Here is a 13,309-nt window from a genome sequence, read left to right as displayed (position 1 = left end):
CTCAGCCGCCCAGCGCGGTGGCGATGGACGGGCCGATGGCCAGCACGCCCAGCAGCAGCACGATCAGACCGCCGACCGTGACCGCGGTCTTCTTCAGTGCCGAGCCGTCCTTCTTGAACCCGGCCTGGATCCCGCCACGCCCCGCCGAAATCACGGCTCCGGCGGCGATGGCCAGGATGACCGCGCCGACCAGGACGCCCATGATCACGCCGTACAGCGGCAGGAACCCGGCCACCGGCGCGAGGTCCGGGCCGGTGTCGTTGACCGTCTTGACTACCTGCTTGGCGCCCTTGGAGCAGTCCTTCTTGCCGTCCGACTTGGTGATGCACCCATCACCAGGACCGGCGACGACGATGGTTCCGGTGTACTTGCCCATGCTCAGTACTCCTTCTCAGACGTGCGGTTGAGGGGTGCGGGCTGCTGTGCGGTGAGGCGCTTGAGGGTGGAGCCCAGCCGGAACGCGAAGAACACGGCGCCGACGCATACGAGGGCCAGGAAGATGACCAGGACCGTCAGGACGGTCACGGTCGTTTCCAGGCTCTGCGCGGAAGAGGCCACGGAATACATGGCCTGCGTGGTCGCAATGCACTGTCCGTTTCCCATCACACCTCCTTGGTGTTCGTGGATTTCGGGTAGACGCGGCCGGCGCCCATGTAGGTGTCCCACCAGACCTTTTCGATACGGACCTTCGCCCCGGTGCGAGGGGCGTTCAGGAAGTGGCCTTTGCCGAGATAGATGCCGACGTGGTCGATGTCGGCAGCACTCGCCGAACCGGTGCGCTTCTTCTGGCTGAAGAAGACGAGGTCGCCGATGCTCAGGTCGTCCTTCTCGACGAGGGCCCCGTCGTTTTCCAGGTACGTGTACTGGGCGCTGGCGACGCGGGGAAGGGTTACCCCGGCCTGAGCGAAGGCGGCTTTGGTGAGACCCGAGCAGTCAAAGCCGCCGTCCCCATCCCCGTTTCCGCCCCAGACGTAGTTCTTGCCGATCTGCGCGGACGCGTAATTGACCGCCTCGACCGCGATGTTGCCCTGACCGCCAACCGTCTGACCCATCTTCGCGGCAGACGCCATGATGGTGGAGACGTAGTTTTCCGTCTCCTTGTACGGCGGTATGCCTCGGTACTTCTGCACCGCCCCCGGCCCGGCGTTGTATCCGGCCAGGGCAAGGCGGGTCTTGTCGCCGGGCACACCCTTCAGATTTCGGGAGACCGAGCACATGTATTTGGCGGCGGAGGGGATCGCGTCTTCCGGATCCCACACGTCCTTCTTGCCGTCGCCGTTGCCGTCGTATCCGGAGTTCTGCCAGGTTCCGGGCATGAACTGCGCGATACCCATCGCCCCGACTGGCGATTTGGCCCGGGGGTTGAAGCCGGATTCCTGTTTGAGCTGTGCGGCCAGAATGCTGGGGGTGATGGCGTCGCACTCGTTGCCCCAGGCGTTGAAGAGCCGCTCGTAGCGGGCGGGCACCGATCCCGGTGCCGTGCGGTTGGCCACCGACGTGGCCTTACCGCTGACCGCCGGGTTGCCGGACAGGCTCGTGGCGGTGACCGCCAACAGGCTCGATCCGACCACCACGAGGCCGATCACGGATCCTTTCATCTCCTGCCCTCCGCAGGTGTATTGATGCAGTTCACAGACCGTGCGGGGCACCGTGCAGGCACCGTGTGGCCACCGTGCGCCGCACGGCGGGCCAGCGGTCCTGCACAGTGGTCGCACGGTCGTTGCACGGTGTCGGCACGGTGGTCAGCGGCGGAGAATCGCGGTCAGGAAGCGGCCCCGGACACGGCCCTCCTGGGCCGTGGGAACGCTGTAGCCGAACGACGTGGACAGCCACGCCGCGACCGCCTTGCCGGTGGCCGTGTCGTCGCCCTCCCCGACAATCTCGACTCCGAGTTCACGGAGCCGGGAGGCGAACTCGACGGTGGAAAGGAACACGTCGTCGCCGTAGGCCTCACGGACCAGGCGAACGTGTTCGGGCTCCGCGTCGAAGAACTCCTCCGCGCGGGCGTCAATGGCCTCCTGGAGTTCCTCGTCGGTGACGAGGAATCCGCGCATCTCCCGAAGCTGGTTCTTGATTTGGAGGATTGCCGCTCCATCGATTGCTGGGAGCTTGGAGGCATCGTGTCCCGTTGCCGCTGTACCGCTTCCCAAAATCACATCCGACTGCTTGGTCTCACCGCACCCGAAGGCCAGCCGCACACGGTGATTCGCGCGAATCGACGTGTTGATGACTTCAGCTTTCGGACTCTGCGTGGCCAGCAGGACGAGGATTTTCGATGAACGGAACTTCCGGGAAGCCTTCTTCAGCTTCTTCTCGAACTCCGCTGCCTGCTTCTTCGAGTCGGCCTCATCGGTGTAGGTGCTTACCTCGTCGATGATGAAAAGCAGCGGCCGGTGTTTCACCTTTCCGTTTCCGGCCTTGACCGATGCGCTGTTCTCCGCAGCACGCTGTTCGTGCCGCTCTTCCACGAAGGAGATGATGTCCATCATCCGGTCGTGGTCGGGAACCTCTTCATAGATGAGGCACGCTTTTTCCGCGTAGGCGAGGTCGCCGTCTCCCTTGGCGTCGACCAGGACGATGTCCCAGCCGTTGACCAGAGCGAAGTAGACGAGCCATTTGATCTCTTCGGTCTTTCCGGCACCGGCCGATCCGGCGATCAGCATGTGGGTATCGCCGACCGGAGAGCGGATTTCGACGATGGCGCCGTGCATGTCGTACCCGAGAGGGATCACGCCCCGGCGGGTGGCTTCCAGCGGGTCGGGAAGGGCCGGGGTGCGGCTGTAGACGGGATGGTCCAGGACCGTGATGACCACATGCCGCGAGGTGGGCCCCGGGCGCATGGTCACCTTCGTGGCGTCCACGCCGAGCCAGGAGATCACCCGCTCGGACTTGCCAGCCACATCGCCGTACACCCCGCCGGGCGGCAGCTCGATGACCCACTCTTCCCCCAGCTCAACCCGACCGCGGCTGAGCGTGCGGGGCTTGCCCGCCGCGAAGTCCAGCTTCAGCGCAGCGGCCAGCTCGGGTGCCCGGTCGCTCTGCAACGAAGCGGGCACCTCTGGGGGCTGCCCCTGCGGGGCGGGCGGGATTGCGGTGCCCGAGAGGCTGTGCGGGGCGGGACCTTGGAGGCCGTCGGCTGTGAACGCCGCCACAGTGCGGTTCTGTTCGCGCGGACGCGGCCCGCGGTTGCGCCGATAGGCCCGGGTCATCGCGAGCATGCAGGATCCGACCAGCAGCACGGCGATGCCGAGCAGCCAGTAGCGGTTGTCGTAGACCCACGCCTCGACCGCGTCGCGGTAGACCAGGCCGGAGGCGGGCACCGTGACGGCGAGCCCGCCGATCAGCCAGCGGGACTCCTCCGACATCGGCTTCCGTGCTGCGGGCCTGGCCGTCGTCTTCGTGGTGGGGGTTGCTGCTTTCGTCTCTTCGACCGCTTCGGCGGCCATGCATCCTCATTTCTCAGCTGGGGTGGGAAGGACGAATCCCCCGGGGCCGGTCTCGGATCTGCGCGGCGGACCTGCGGGACCTGCGGACCATGTCCGCCAGCCCGCCAGCCGCCGGCCAACCGATGGCCCGGGGCGGTGGTGCACTCGACTGTCTTCCGGCAGTCGTGACGAAGGCCGTCCCCCAACGCGATGGGGGGGACGGCCTTCATCAGTGGTGCCGGAAGGGGGGCTCGGGGTCAGAGCTGGTTGGGCTCCAGGGCGAAGAACGTGACGTTGGCGCGCGCCAGGTCCGGATTGCTCCGCGCGAGTTCTTCCCTGATGGCCGTGTAGACGTCCAGGCGGGTCCAGCCCTGCGGCGGTGTGCAGGTGTTGGCCGCCGTCACGGACAGGCGCCCGGGGAGGTCCAGCGTCATGACCCAGTGGTGGCTGCCCTGCGGCGGCTTCGCGGTTTCGGTGGTCTGCTCGGTCTCGGTCAGTACGGGCATGGCCTCTCCTTATGCCTGGTCACGGGGCGGCGTGCGGACGGTTCGCGCCTTGCCGGGGAACTCGGCTTGCAGCTGCTCGTAGGTCTTGGCCATCCGCTCGTAACTGGCCTTGGCCTCCTGCGCATTCATGGCCTTGATGAAGCCGTTCAGCGACTTCGGCGGCGCCAGCTCAGTGAAGATCCGCCGCCCGGTCAGGTACAGCGACGCATCACTGATGCTGGGCTTGCGCCCCGGACCCTCGGAAAGATCCGAGGGCCCCTCGGAATCCTCGGAACCGAATTCCGAGGACACACGTCCGGCGGGGTGTTCGAGCAGGTCAGGGCATTCCGAGGATTCCGAGGGCACCGCCTCGCCCATGCCGGGCGCCGCAGGGGCCGGTTGCGGGGGCGCCTCGATGGCGGGGACTCCGTCCGAGGGCGCGGTGAGGACGTGCAGTTCGCGGGCGGTGAAGGCCCGGGCCGCTGCCCCGTGCTCACTCTCGGAGGACTGCAGCTTCTCTTCAGCCTTGGCACGTGCCTTGTTGATCTTCTTTTGCATGCCGGTCAGCGCCTTCGCCTGAACCGCCTGCCGATGTGCCCGCGCGAGCGTCTCGGCCGTCTCGACGACGACCTCGTTCTCCGCGCCGGCCTTGAGCTGGCGTGCGTCGGCGTAGGTGAGGGCCAGGGTGTTGCGGGCGGCGGCGGACTGCTCGGCGATGACGCGCGAGGTCGCGTCGTCCGCGAGCATGTGGTCAGCGAAGATCCTCAGCCCCATGAACACGGCGGCGGCCACCGGCACCAGGGCGAAGACGCGGGCATGGCCCATCAGCAGCAGGATCGCGACCGACCCAGCCATTGAGAGGGCGGCCACGGACAGCATCACGGCCATGCCCAGGATGCTGCGCTGGCGGATGGCCTGCTCGCTCATCTTCAGCGCGCCGATCCACAACGCGTCAAAGACCAGGGCGATGAACCAGGCCGCGGCGGTGCCGAAGCGCCCGTGCAGGCCGAGGATCGGGGCGAGCTGGCTGCCGACGGTGACCGCCACGACCGTCAGTGCCGCCAGCGTCAGCAGCTTCTCGACCACAGCGAACGGGTTGATGCCCCGGGCCCTGTCCAGCGCGCGCGAGGTGCGCGTCCCCTGGGCCGGTTCGGGTGATGTCTTACGCCGCATGGCAGCCTCCTACCAGGGTGAGGGTGCGACGCAGCACGTCGCCGTAGGCGTACAAGGTCACGCGGGCACCGGCGTAGTCCGTGTCGGCGCACAGCACCCACGTCTGACCGTCGCCCTGCGTGTGGAAGTCGATGTCTTCGCGGGCGATGCCGAGCGCCGCCCGCCACGGCTCGAACGCCCCCAAGTCGCCGTGCAGGGAAAGATCCAGCTCCTTCGGGACGATCGGCGAGATACGCTCGGTCGGCGCGGGCAGCTGGGCGAAGTCCACGGCCAGCAACCGCAGCGCGGTCAGGGCAGGCGAGAGGTCCTGCACCGTGTCGGCGTAGTTCATGCGGTCACCTCCGTTGTGCAGTGGGTACCAGGGCGTCCCGCGCGGCGGCCGTTCACCGTGCCCAGCGCCGGGCCGTGCTCGCGTGCGGGGGCGATGCTGAAACCGCCGCCTTCCTGCTTGATTCGGTACATGTGCTCATCGGCCAGCCGCAGCAGCGCTGACAGATCAGCCCGCCCGGAGCGGGCCGCCCCGATCGACACGTGCACGTCGATCACGCGCCCCTCGAAGATGACGGGCTGTTCGAGTCGGCCGATCAGGTTCAGCAGCTTCGCGTTGAGGTTGCCGGTCCCGGTGTCGCTCGTGCCGCCCACGTCGACGAGGGCGGCGAACTCGTCTCCGCCCAGTCGGCCAGCCACGCCGTGATGCGCGTCCGCCCACGCGCCCAGGCGCAGGCCGGTCGCGCGAAGGACCGCATCCCCGGTCGCGTGGCCGTAGGTGTCGTTGATCTGCTTGAACCAGTTGAGATCCAGCAGGAGCACCGCCCGCTGCTTCCCTCGGGCCAGGCTCTTGCAGGCGCGCTTCTCGAACTCTGCGCGTGTCCACAGGCCCGTCAGTGGGTCGTGGCGTGTGTCCTTGATCCGGCGTCGCAGCCACAGGCTGTTCAGGGACCATCCGGCCGTGAGCGGCAGGGCGACGGACAGGGCCGTCAAGGTCTGGCTCATGCCGCCACCGCCTGACCCAGCGCGGTGCACACCGGCGCCCGCCGTCCCCGGCGAGCCCGACGCGTGCGGGGCGCCGGCGTCGGCAGGTCGCTCACCTTCAGCAGGGCGCGGGCGTAAGCCGCGGCCGCCGGGTCGACCTGCCGCAGGTCCGCGAGCACGTCGCGGGCCACGGCCAGCCGTGCCGCCCGGTCCTCCTCCAACTCGTTGGCCGTGCCGGTGAACAGCTCGGGGTCGAACCCCGGCGCGTACTCAGTCAGGCCCAGCGCCAGTTCCGCGAACTCCTTCGCGGTAACGGCGGTATGACCAGCAACGATGCAATTCATGGGTCGTACTCCTCTGAGGTCAGATGGGATGCAGACGGCCCAATGGCGCCCCCGGAGTAGCCGCTCCGGGGGCGCCGCCGCATGAATGAACGGCCGCCTCACGACGGCACAGCCGCCGGAAGGGCGACCGGAGCACCCCGGTTGGGAGTCGAACCCAGCCGGGGCAGTGGTGCGGTTAGACCAGCGGCGAGACGGCTTCAACGGACTCGCCGGCCAACAGGCCCCGGGCTACGGCAAGCCCGGAAGGCGTGAGCGCGCCGCGGTCGACCAGATCGGCCGCGTACAGGCTCATCAAGGCGTCGGCGTTCTTCGACGTCACCGCGTGATCGTCACGCTGGGCAGCGCGAACGAGGATGCGCTGTTGCAGATACGGCATCTCAGGCATGAGAACTCCCAACAGAACTCGGCTCCAGCTCCCCTCGACTCCGTCCGTACGGGCCCGCCCCGAAGAGCGGCCCGGACGGACGGAGGAGGCAGCCGGCGCGGCGCTAGCCGCCGCGAAAGCAGCTGGAGATGACCGGTCGCCCGCAGCGTCCTGCGCTGCTGACGGGTTAAAGGTGAGACGGCATCGCCGCGCCGGTCGATGACGGCGATGCCGGGGTATGTCGTCGGTTCACACCGCCCCCTTGCAGACGAAAGAACACGGCTTTCACCAGCACGCCGTTGCCACGGCGTACCGGCCCCGAGCCGGGATAGTCGGGTGCGTCTCGTTACTGCTCGACGCCAGCAGGGCGGCCCACACCGGGCGGCGCCCCAAGATGCGGGGGCGTTCTCCGGAGCCGGTGGGCTTGGCGTTACCGCCGACGACATCACCCGGTCGTCGCGGGGGCGGTCTCACTCTTGCCGCCACGTGCGTTGGGGCCCCGCTATACATCCCCACACCCGAACCCGGGCAGCGCCAGCCAGGCGCGTAGGGGGAGAGCCACGTTCATCACGGCGGTTTGCCCCCGGACCCTCGCCCTAGGCACCTACCGTTACCGCCGCTCTCGCGTCAGCCCCGCACGATCACTCTTCAGTTCTCAAACCGCTATCGCTTCCTTCGAGGCGACCCGCCAGTACGGACCTCTCCGGGCGTTTGCGCAGGTCAAACAGGTCTTACGTGTGCTCTGCCTCTACGGCGAGCAACTGACTCTGTTCTAGCACGACTAATACAACCAGTACAAGAGTCCGTGTTGTTCGTGCTGGCTGTGCTAGATCAGAGGGCGTTAGCATCGACGCATGACGCCGACTGCTGACGACGCGCGACGGGTGAACGAGCAGATCGCTGAGGCCCTGCGGGAGGAGATCAATACCGGCAAGGTGAAGATCGGGGAGAAACTGCCTTCGGTCCGTGCGATCGCTGAACGCTTTGAGGTAGCTCCAGGGACAGCGACAAAGGCTGTCCAGCTACTCACGAAGTGGGGATTGGTTGCGCCGGACTCAACTCGCGGCTACTTCGTGAGCGCTCGCAGCCCCGAAGATCAGGAAGTATCGGCCCCAAGTGCCGAGTTCACCGCGATCATGCGGGAGATCGAATCGATGCGTGAGCATCTGGGCCGCTTGGACGGACGCCTGCAACAGCTGGAGGAGCAGGGCAGGGAGGGGTGACGGGCGATGCCAACCGTTGCGCCCTCTGCGCAAGGGTGCCCACTTCCATGGAGAGCTCCGCAAGGGCCACCATCACCTGGTGCCGTTCCTTAGTCGTCAGAGACATAGCCGCGCCTCCTTGCCACCGTCGTTGGCGTCTCGATCTCGACACCCATGACGCTATGGCGCGACCCTGAACTGACCCCGGAAAATCCTTCCGGGGTCCTCATGCCAACTGAGGTGACGCTGAAGTCATGCGAGGAATGACGCAGCAACTGACGATCGGTGAGCGGGTCGCGTGGTACCGCCATCGCCGAGGCGTGTCCCAAGAAGTGCTGGCCGGACTGGTTGGGCGCACTGCCGATTGGCTCGGCAAAGCGGAGAACAACCGCATCGAGCTCGACAGACTCTCTGTCATCCGGGCACTGGCTCACGCGTTGGACGTGTCCATCGGTGACCTCATTGGCGAACCGACGCTGTTGGAGTGGTCCGCAGACAGCGGGCGACGCACGGTCCCTGCCCTACGCGAAGCGCTCATGGACTACCGGCAGTTGACCCCACTCCTTGGCGCGCCGGCGGATGGCGAACCCCCGAGTCTGACCGCGCTGCGATCCGACGTGAGCGAGGTGTGGGACGCCTACCAGGGGTCCCAATACGGCTTCGCCACCCGCCAGTTGCCCCTGATCCTCTCGGATGCCCTGCTCGCCGTGCGCACCTGCGTCGGGGGGGAGCGGGAGGAAGCGAGCGCGCTGCTCGCTTTGACGTACCAGGGGGCGGCGATGGTCCTCGGCAAGTTGGGGGAAAGCGAGCTTGCTTGGATGGCTGCGGATCGCGGTCTCGCCGCTGCACAGCAGAGCGGGAACAACGTCGTCATCGGATCGCTCTTCCGGTCGGTGACGCACTGCCTGCTGTCCACTGGACGCTTCGAGACCGCAGTGCAGCTCGTGAGCGATGCCGTCGGGTTCCTTGAGCCTGGGCTGGGGGAGGCGACCCCCGCGTACTTGTCCGTCTACGGAACCCTCTTCCTGACGGGCTCAATGGCCGCAGCTCGCGCAGAGGACCGTGCGACAACACAAGCCTTCCTCCGTGAGGCGGAGGCGACGGCAACACGCCTCGGGACGGACGGAAACCACATGTGGACGGCCTTCGGCCCCACCAACGTCGCGATCCACAAGGTGGCTACCGCTGGTGAGCTCGGAGATTTCCAGGTCGCAGCGGATTTAGGGGCTCAGGTCGATACGAGCGGGCTTCCTGTCGAACGCAGAGTGCGGCACGACCTCGAAACGGCGCGGGCACTAACGGCTCGGAACCGCATCGACGACGCGCTCAGCGTGGTCCTGGGCGCGGAAGAGCTGGCGCCGGAGCAAGTCCGACACCACTACATGGCGCGAGAGATCGTGCTCGGCTGGGTCCGCGGTACTCGTGGGCGGCCGAGCCGCTCCGTGGCCGACCTGGCCGAGAGGCTTCGAGTGGTGTGAGCTGGTTAGGCTCGGTCATGTGAGCGAGACCGAGAACGAACACGAAGCGAAGATGGCGCGCCCGCGGATGGCCTCGGGTGCGCTCTTCTTTGATGACCACGGCCGCGTCATGCTCCTGGAGCCCACGTACAAGGACTACCGGGACATCCCAGGAGGGTACGTGGATGCCGGCGAGTCGCCGCTACAGGCGTGCGTCCGTGAGGTTCAGGAGGAACTCGGCATCGCGCCGGAGATCGGGCGCCTACTCGTCGTCGACTGGGCACCTAGCCCTTCCGAGGGGGACAAGGTGCTGTATCTCTTCGATGGCGGCACCCTCGCAAGTCAGCTTCAGGCGCAGATCAAGCTGCAAGCCTCTGAGATCAAGGCGTATGACTTTCATCCCCTTGAGGCTGTGGACGATCTCACGATCCCCCGACTAGCGCGCCGCATCCGTGCCGCTGCGGTCGCTCGCCATGAAGGCGCGGTGGCGTACTTGGAGCATGGCGTGCCGCCCGGGCAGTGAAGCTGAGTACGGGTGCGGGTGCCGCGTTGTCCAGGTCGGACATCAGCGCCCTACGTCTGCCCAACTGAGGTGCCCGATGACATGGGCCCCGGACGAAGTGTCCGGGGCCCATGTCATCGGGCACAGCGGCGAGCCGTCTGCGGCTGTGCTCAGGGCAGGCGGCTCCGGGTATTCGTCGTGCCGACGAACTGCCCGTCCACGGTCAACTGCCTCAGTTAACGCCATCTAGGATTCGCCACACGCGGTAGTACGAGCTACCTACGGACCCAAGGGCGCGACTCCACGTGGCTTCGCCCTGGGCGGCAAGCCGAGACCTAGCCTCGCGCAGTGACGTGGTGCTTCCGCCGAGGATTGCATCAGCGATAAGCGGAGAAGCAGAGCGTGGAACGCCCAGCAGTCGCATGGAGATTTCCCGCTCGTTTGCAACACCGTAGAAGGCGTATGAGGGGAAATTTCGAAGTTCTCGTCTACGTGCGTCGCTCATACGCTCAAAATCCTCACCCAAAGTCATAGACTGAAGTGCTGAAAGCCCCCAGGCGACGGTGGGTGCCATCTTGAAGAGACGCTGACAGCACTTCGTCACGGCGACTAGGTCAGTGTCTCTTTCCTTCTTGAAGTACTGTGCCGCCAGGGTGGGGATGGAAGCGCCATTAACCCAATCTTGGATTACTCGCGAAATGAAATCACCAGTTCGATCTTGGTGATCTTCGATAATGGGAACTAAGTTTTCCCGTAGTTCTGGTACTTCCAGCATTACCCCCACGAGTCCCGCTAGGGGGCGAGGGCTTCCCTCATACAGAGACTGGTCCCAAACTTGAGCACTAATGCGAGCTTCGCTGAGCCTTCGTAGGGCGCTAGACACGCTTTCCCACGAGAAGCCTGTGCTGTCGACCAAGCTAAGAGGCTTTCCAGTGATTCTTTCCGAATATTCGCGAACGCCTTGAGTTAGTTGCGCAGCCCACGAAGGTTGACTACTTCGAAGGCTTTGGAATCCTAGGGTGCCTCGCAGGATCTGCTCTACCTCATTTGCGAACTCGGCGTGATCGCCGATCTGGCGATAGGTGTGAGCCAAGAACTGGACGAAGGAGGACCAAGTTGGTTGGTAGGATAGCTGATGCAGATTTAGCTCACCGTACTGAGCCATGGCGATTCGCACCATGTCGATCAGGGTCGAGTTGAGATCTGCGACCTTCCGCCCAACGAAAGATCGTAGCTTTGTTTCCTTCGCTCGGTCTGACGCCGCCAGCGCTACGACGCCAACCTGACCCTGTTCGATTCGCCCAGCCCTCCCGGCAAGGTTCCAGAAGTCTTGCGCTGGCATATCTTCCCCGTAGGGGAACTGGTGGGATGCCATGACGACATTGGCAACTGGGAAATTTACGCCTTGAGCGATAGTAGTAGTGGACACGAGATGGTCGAGCTCGCCGGACTCCATCAAGTATTCCGTCAAGGCTCGAATCTCATCGGGTAGTCCTGCGTGATGGACACCCACACCTCGCTTGAGCAGTCCAACGAGGGGGAAATCCGCGCCGAACTCCTGGCCCACTACCGCAGCGACAGCTTGTAGGTCGGGGCTCGGCTCTGGTAGTTCCCGGCGGGGCTCACCGATCTGCTGGGCGACGGTCCATGCGTACCCTGGCTGTTGTGCGAGAGTTATGGTCTGCCCGCGGAGCTCAAGTACTGAGGCTGTCGCAGCCGCCAACTTTCCTTGTGCCTTCGCTGCCGAACTGGTGAATCCCAACGGCCGGTTGCCGCCGATCGGCAGACTAGTCCTTGTGCTCAAAGTGTTTTTTGTTGTGACGAGTGGATCGAGCCGGATGCTGTAATTGCCGCGCGTGCCCGGTTGGTGGCAAGCTAGTGCGATAATTCGATCATTTGGCGTCCAGTCCAGCGACATTTTAATGGATTGCTGACTGGTGCTGTCTAGCCACTTAGCTACGGTGTCGCCATTGTCGATGAATGGCGTTAGGAGCAAGAATGCCGCATCCCGGGCTTCGCGGTTGATGCCTGCAAGTAGAAGCTCTAGTTTGATTCCGCGGTTAGGGTCAGAGATATTGTGTGCTTCGTCGACCACGACTAGGCACAACGGCCGACCGATCTCTTCCTGCCAGCCTGAGCGAAGCAGTAGATCAAGTTTTTCGGGTGTTGAAACTAGTACATCAAACTGCGACTCCCCAGAGTCATGAAGCATTTCAGCTTCAAGGCCGTCCACTTCCAGGGCTGGGCTAACTCGCTCTACGTTGATATTAAGCGGCCCCAGGTCCCGTCGCAGTCGACGCGTCACTTGGTTCACCAGGGCTCGGCTGGGGGCAACGTAAGCGACCCAACCTGCTTGCTGTCGGTAGGTATTAAGTGCCTGCAAGATGCGAAACTGTGCGATCAGTGTCTTGCCAGCACTCGTCGGGAGGCTGACGACGACACTTCGGAATGAGGATCGAATAAGGCCCTCTTCCGCGAGTGCTGCACGCTGGGGTGGCAGTGCCTCGAAAATGGGCCGCTCCGCCCCTCGTGAAACCAAAGACTCGACAAAGCTGGTGACTTCTGGGCTGACTGCCCGAGAAACTGTCCACAGGCTATTATCGATAATTTGACTGCCAGTAACGGATAGCAAGCGCACTAGCTCTTCGAGGTCGACATTCCCGGATGAAATGGCTGCTTCCAAGGCTCGATCACAGTGAGTTTCGGCTCGTTCCTTGACGTCGAAGCGTCGCTCTCCGCGCACGTCCGTTAGGACAGAGCCTGTCTCAATGAACTCTGCAATCAATTCGCCACATCGAATTAGATGGTAATAGCAGACCAGTTCCCATGCGGCGGGCCTAGCATCAGCCCCTTCCGCTTCGAGGAAGCTACCCTCGAATTCTTCCTGGTCGCGACGAAGTGCGGAAATACTTGAAGCCAAGGCGTCAAGGTCTGCCCAGCCTCGCTTGCGTAGCAGGAGCAGCCAGACATCAACCGTGCCATTGACAATTCGTTCCTCCCATCCGGCACTGTTCGGTATGGGGGTAGGGATTTCAACCTCTGCAAGAAGGCGTGCCGCAAGGGGTGTCTCATCAGAGAGCCAGCCGATACAGGCAGTCCTGAGTAGGAAGATTCTCGATTCCGCTGAAATTCCGGAATCTACCTGCGTGCGCGCGATGCCAAATGCCTGACCGCACAGCTTTCGTGCTTCCTCGCTTTTCGGGTCCTCCATGATCGCGTCCCATGCGAGGAGGTCGAGCGACTGCATAGCAAACTTTACGTCGTCGGCTGCATCGCCCGAAGTTTCCGAGTTAGGGAGAAAGCCCTCAGCCAGTACCGGCTTGAGAGCGGAGGTGATCAGGCTCTGTTGGGCTTGCGCGCTCACGCGCTCGACAAGGCCGGGGTC

At 64.6% G+C, this 13,309-nt stretch carries 14 protein-coding genes; 3 read left to right on the top strand and 11 right to left on the bottom strand.

Going from position 1 to position 13,309, the window contains the following annotated elements; all coding sequences use genetic code 11:
- Window position 1: 1 nt before the first annotated feature.
- The 10 genes from DEJ48_RS10775 to DEJ48_RS10730 all read right to left on the bottom strand — a co-directional run bounded on the left by DEJ48_RS10775 (window position 2) and on the right by DEJ48_RS10730 (window position 6,784).
- On the bottom strand, window positions 2-376 hold the full coding sequence (locus tag DEJ48_RS10775) for a hypothetical protein (protein WP_150215936.1): 375 nt from the start codon (window positions 374-376) through the stop codon (window positions 2-4).
- Window positions 377-378: 2 nt separating this feature from the next.
- Window positions 379-603 carry a hypothetical protein gene (locus DEJ48_RS10770; RefSeq protein WP_150215935.1) on the bottom strand — a complete coding sequence of 75 codons (225 nt, stop codon included), beginning with the start codon at window positions 601-603 and terminating at the stop codon, window positions 379-381.
- Entirely contained in the window at window positions 603-1,586 is a 984-nt protein-coding gene (locus DEJ48_RS10765) for an NlpC/P60 family protein (RefSeq protein WP_190537323.1), read from the bottom strand. The genes DEJ48_RS10770 and DEJ48_RS10765 overlap by 1 nt, the downstream gene beginning before the upstream one ends.
- A 156-nt stretch (window positions 1,587-1,742) precedes the next feature.
- Window positions 1,743-3,446, bottom strand: coding sequence for a type IV secretory system conjugative DNA transfer family protein (locus tag DEJ48_RS10760; protein ID WP_150215933.1), 1,704 nt, complete (start codon window positions 3,444-3,446; stop codon window positions 1,743-1,745).
- A gap of 236 nt (window positions 3,447-3,682) precedes the next feature.
- Window positions 3,683-3,931 carry a hypothetical protein gene (locus DEJ48_RS10755; RefSeq protein WP_150215932.1) on the bottom strand — a complete coding sequence of 83 codons (249 nt, stop codon included), beginning with the start codon at window positions 3,929-3,931 and terminating at the stop codon, window positions 3,683-3,685.
- Window positions 3,932-3,940: 9 nt separating this feature from the next.
- Window positions 3,941-5,083: a hypothetical protein gene (locus DEJ48_RS10750; protein ID WP_150215931.1), complete on the bottom strand. Its 1,143-nt coding sequence runs from the start codon at window positions 5,081-5,083 to the stop codon at window positions 3,941-3,943.
- Complete coding sequence (locus tag DEJ48_RS10745) at window positions 5,073-5,414, bottom strand: hypothetical protein (RefSeq protein WP_150215930.1); 342 nt, start codon at window positions 5,412-5,414, stop codon at window positions 5,073-5,075. Before DEJ48_RS10745 ends, DEJ48_RS10750 begins: the two co-directional genes overlap by 11 nt.
- Window positions 5,411-6,064 carry a GGDEF domain-containing protein gene (locus DEJ48_RS10740; RefSeq protein ID WP_317850910.1) on the bottom strand — a complete coding sequence of 218 codons (654 nt, stop codon included), beginning with the start codon at window positions 6,062-6,064 and terminating at the stop codon, window positions 5,411-5,413. The genes DEJ48_RS10745 and DEJ48_RS10740 overlap by 4 nt, the downstream gene beginning before the upstream one ends.
- A gap of 8 nt (window positions 6,065-6,072) precedes the next feature.
- The gene (locus tag DEJ48_RS10735) at window positions 6,073-6,399 is read right to left on the bottom strand and encodes a hypothetical protein (protein ID WP_150215928.1); all 327 of its coding nucleotides are present in this window, start codon (window positions 6,397-6,399) and stop codon (window positions 6,073-6,075) included.
- Window positions 6,400-6,574: 175 nt separating this feature from the next.
- Window positions 6,575-6,784 carry a hypothetical protein gene (locus tag DEJ48_RS10730; protein WP_150215927.1) on the bottom strand — a complete coding sequence of 70 codons (210 nt, stop codon included), beginning with the start codon at window positions 6,782-6,784 and terminating at the stop codon, window positions 6,575-6,577.
- Between the two features lie 833 nt (window positions 6,785-7,617).
- Between DEJ48_RS10730 and DEJ48_RS10725 the strand changes: the two genes are divergently transcribed.
- The 3 genes from DEJ48_RS10725 (at window position 7,618) to DEJ48_RS10715 (ending at window position 9,945) form a co-directional block, all read left to right on the top strand.
- Window positions 7,618-7,986 (top strand): GntR family transcriptional regulator, encoded by a 369-nt coding sequence (locus DEJ48_RS10725; protein ID WP_150215926.1) that lies wholly within the window; start codon window positions 7,618-7,620, stop codon window positions 7,984-7,986.
- Between the two features lie 242 nt (window positions 7,987-8,228).
- Entirely contained in the window at window positions 8,229-9,443 is a 1,215-nt protein-coding gene (locus tag DEJ48_RS10720; protein ID WP_150215925.1) for a helix-turn-helix domain-containing protein, read from the top strand.
- A 52-nt stretch (window positions 9,444-9,495) separates the two neighbouring features.
- Window positions 9,496-9,945, top strand: a complete 450-nt coding sequence (locus tag DEJ48_RS10715) for an NUDIX domain-containing protein (protein ID WP_150221108.1) — start codon at window positions 9,496-9,498, stop codon at window positions 9,943-9,945.
- 211 nt (window positions 9,946-10,156) lie between these two features.
- Here DEJ48_RS10715 and DEJ48_RS10710 read toward each other — a convergent pair whose 3' ends face one another.
- Entirely contained in the window at window positions 10,157-13,288 is a 3,132-nt protein-coding gene (locus DEJ48_RS10710) for a DEAD/DEAH box helicase (protein WP_150215924.1), read from the bottom strand.
- Window positions 13,289-13,309: the final 21 nt, after the last annotated feature.

This window comes from Streptomyces venezuelae, assembly GCF_008642315.1.
Taxonomy (GTDB): domain Bacteria; phylum Actinomycetota; class Actinomycetes; order Streptomycetales; family Streptomycetaceae; genus Streptomyces; species Streptomyces venezuelae_D.
The sequence above is the reverse complement of the archived record's forward strand: the minus strand, read 5'-3'. Positions and strand labels throughout refer to the sequence as shown.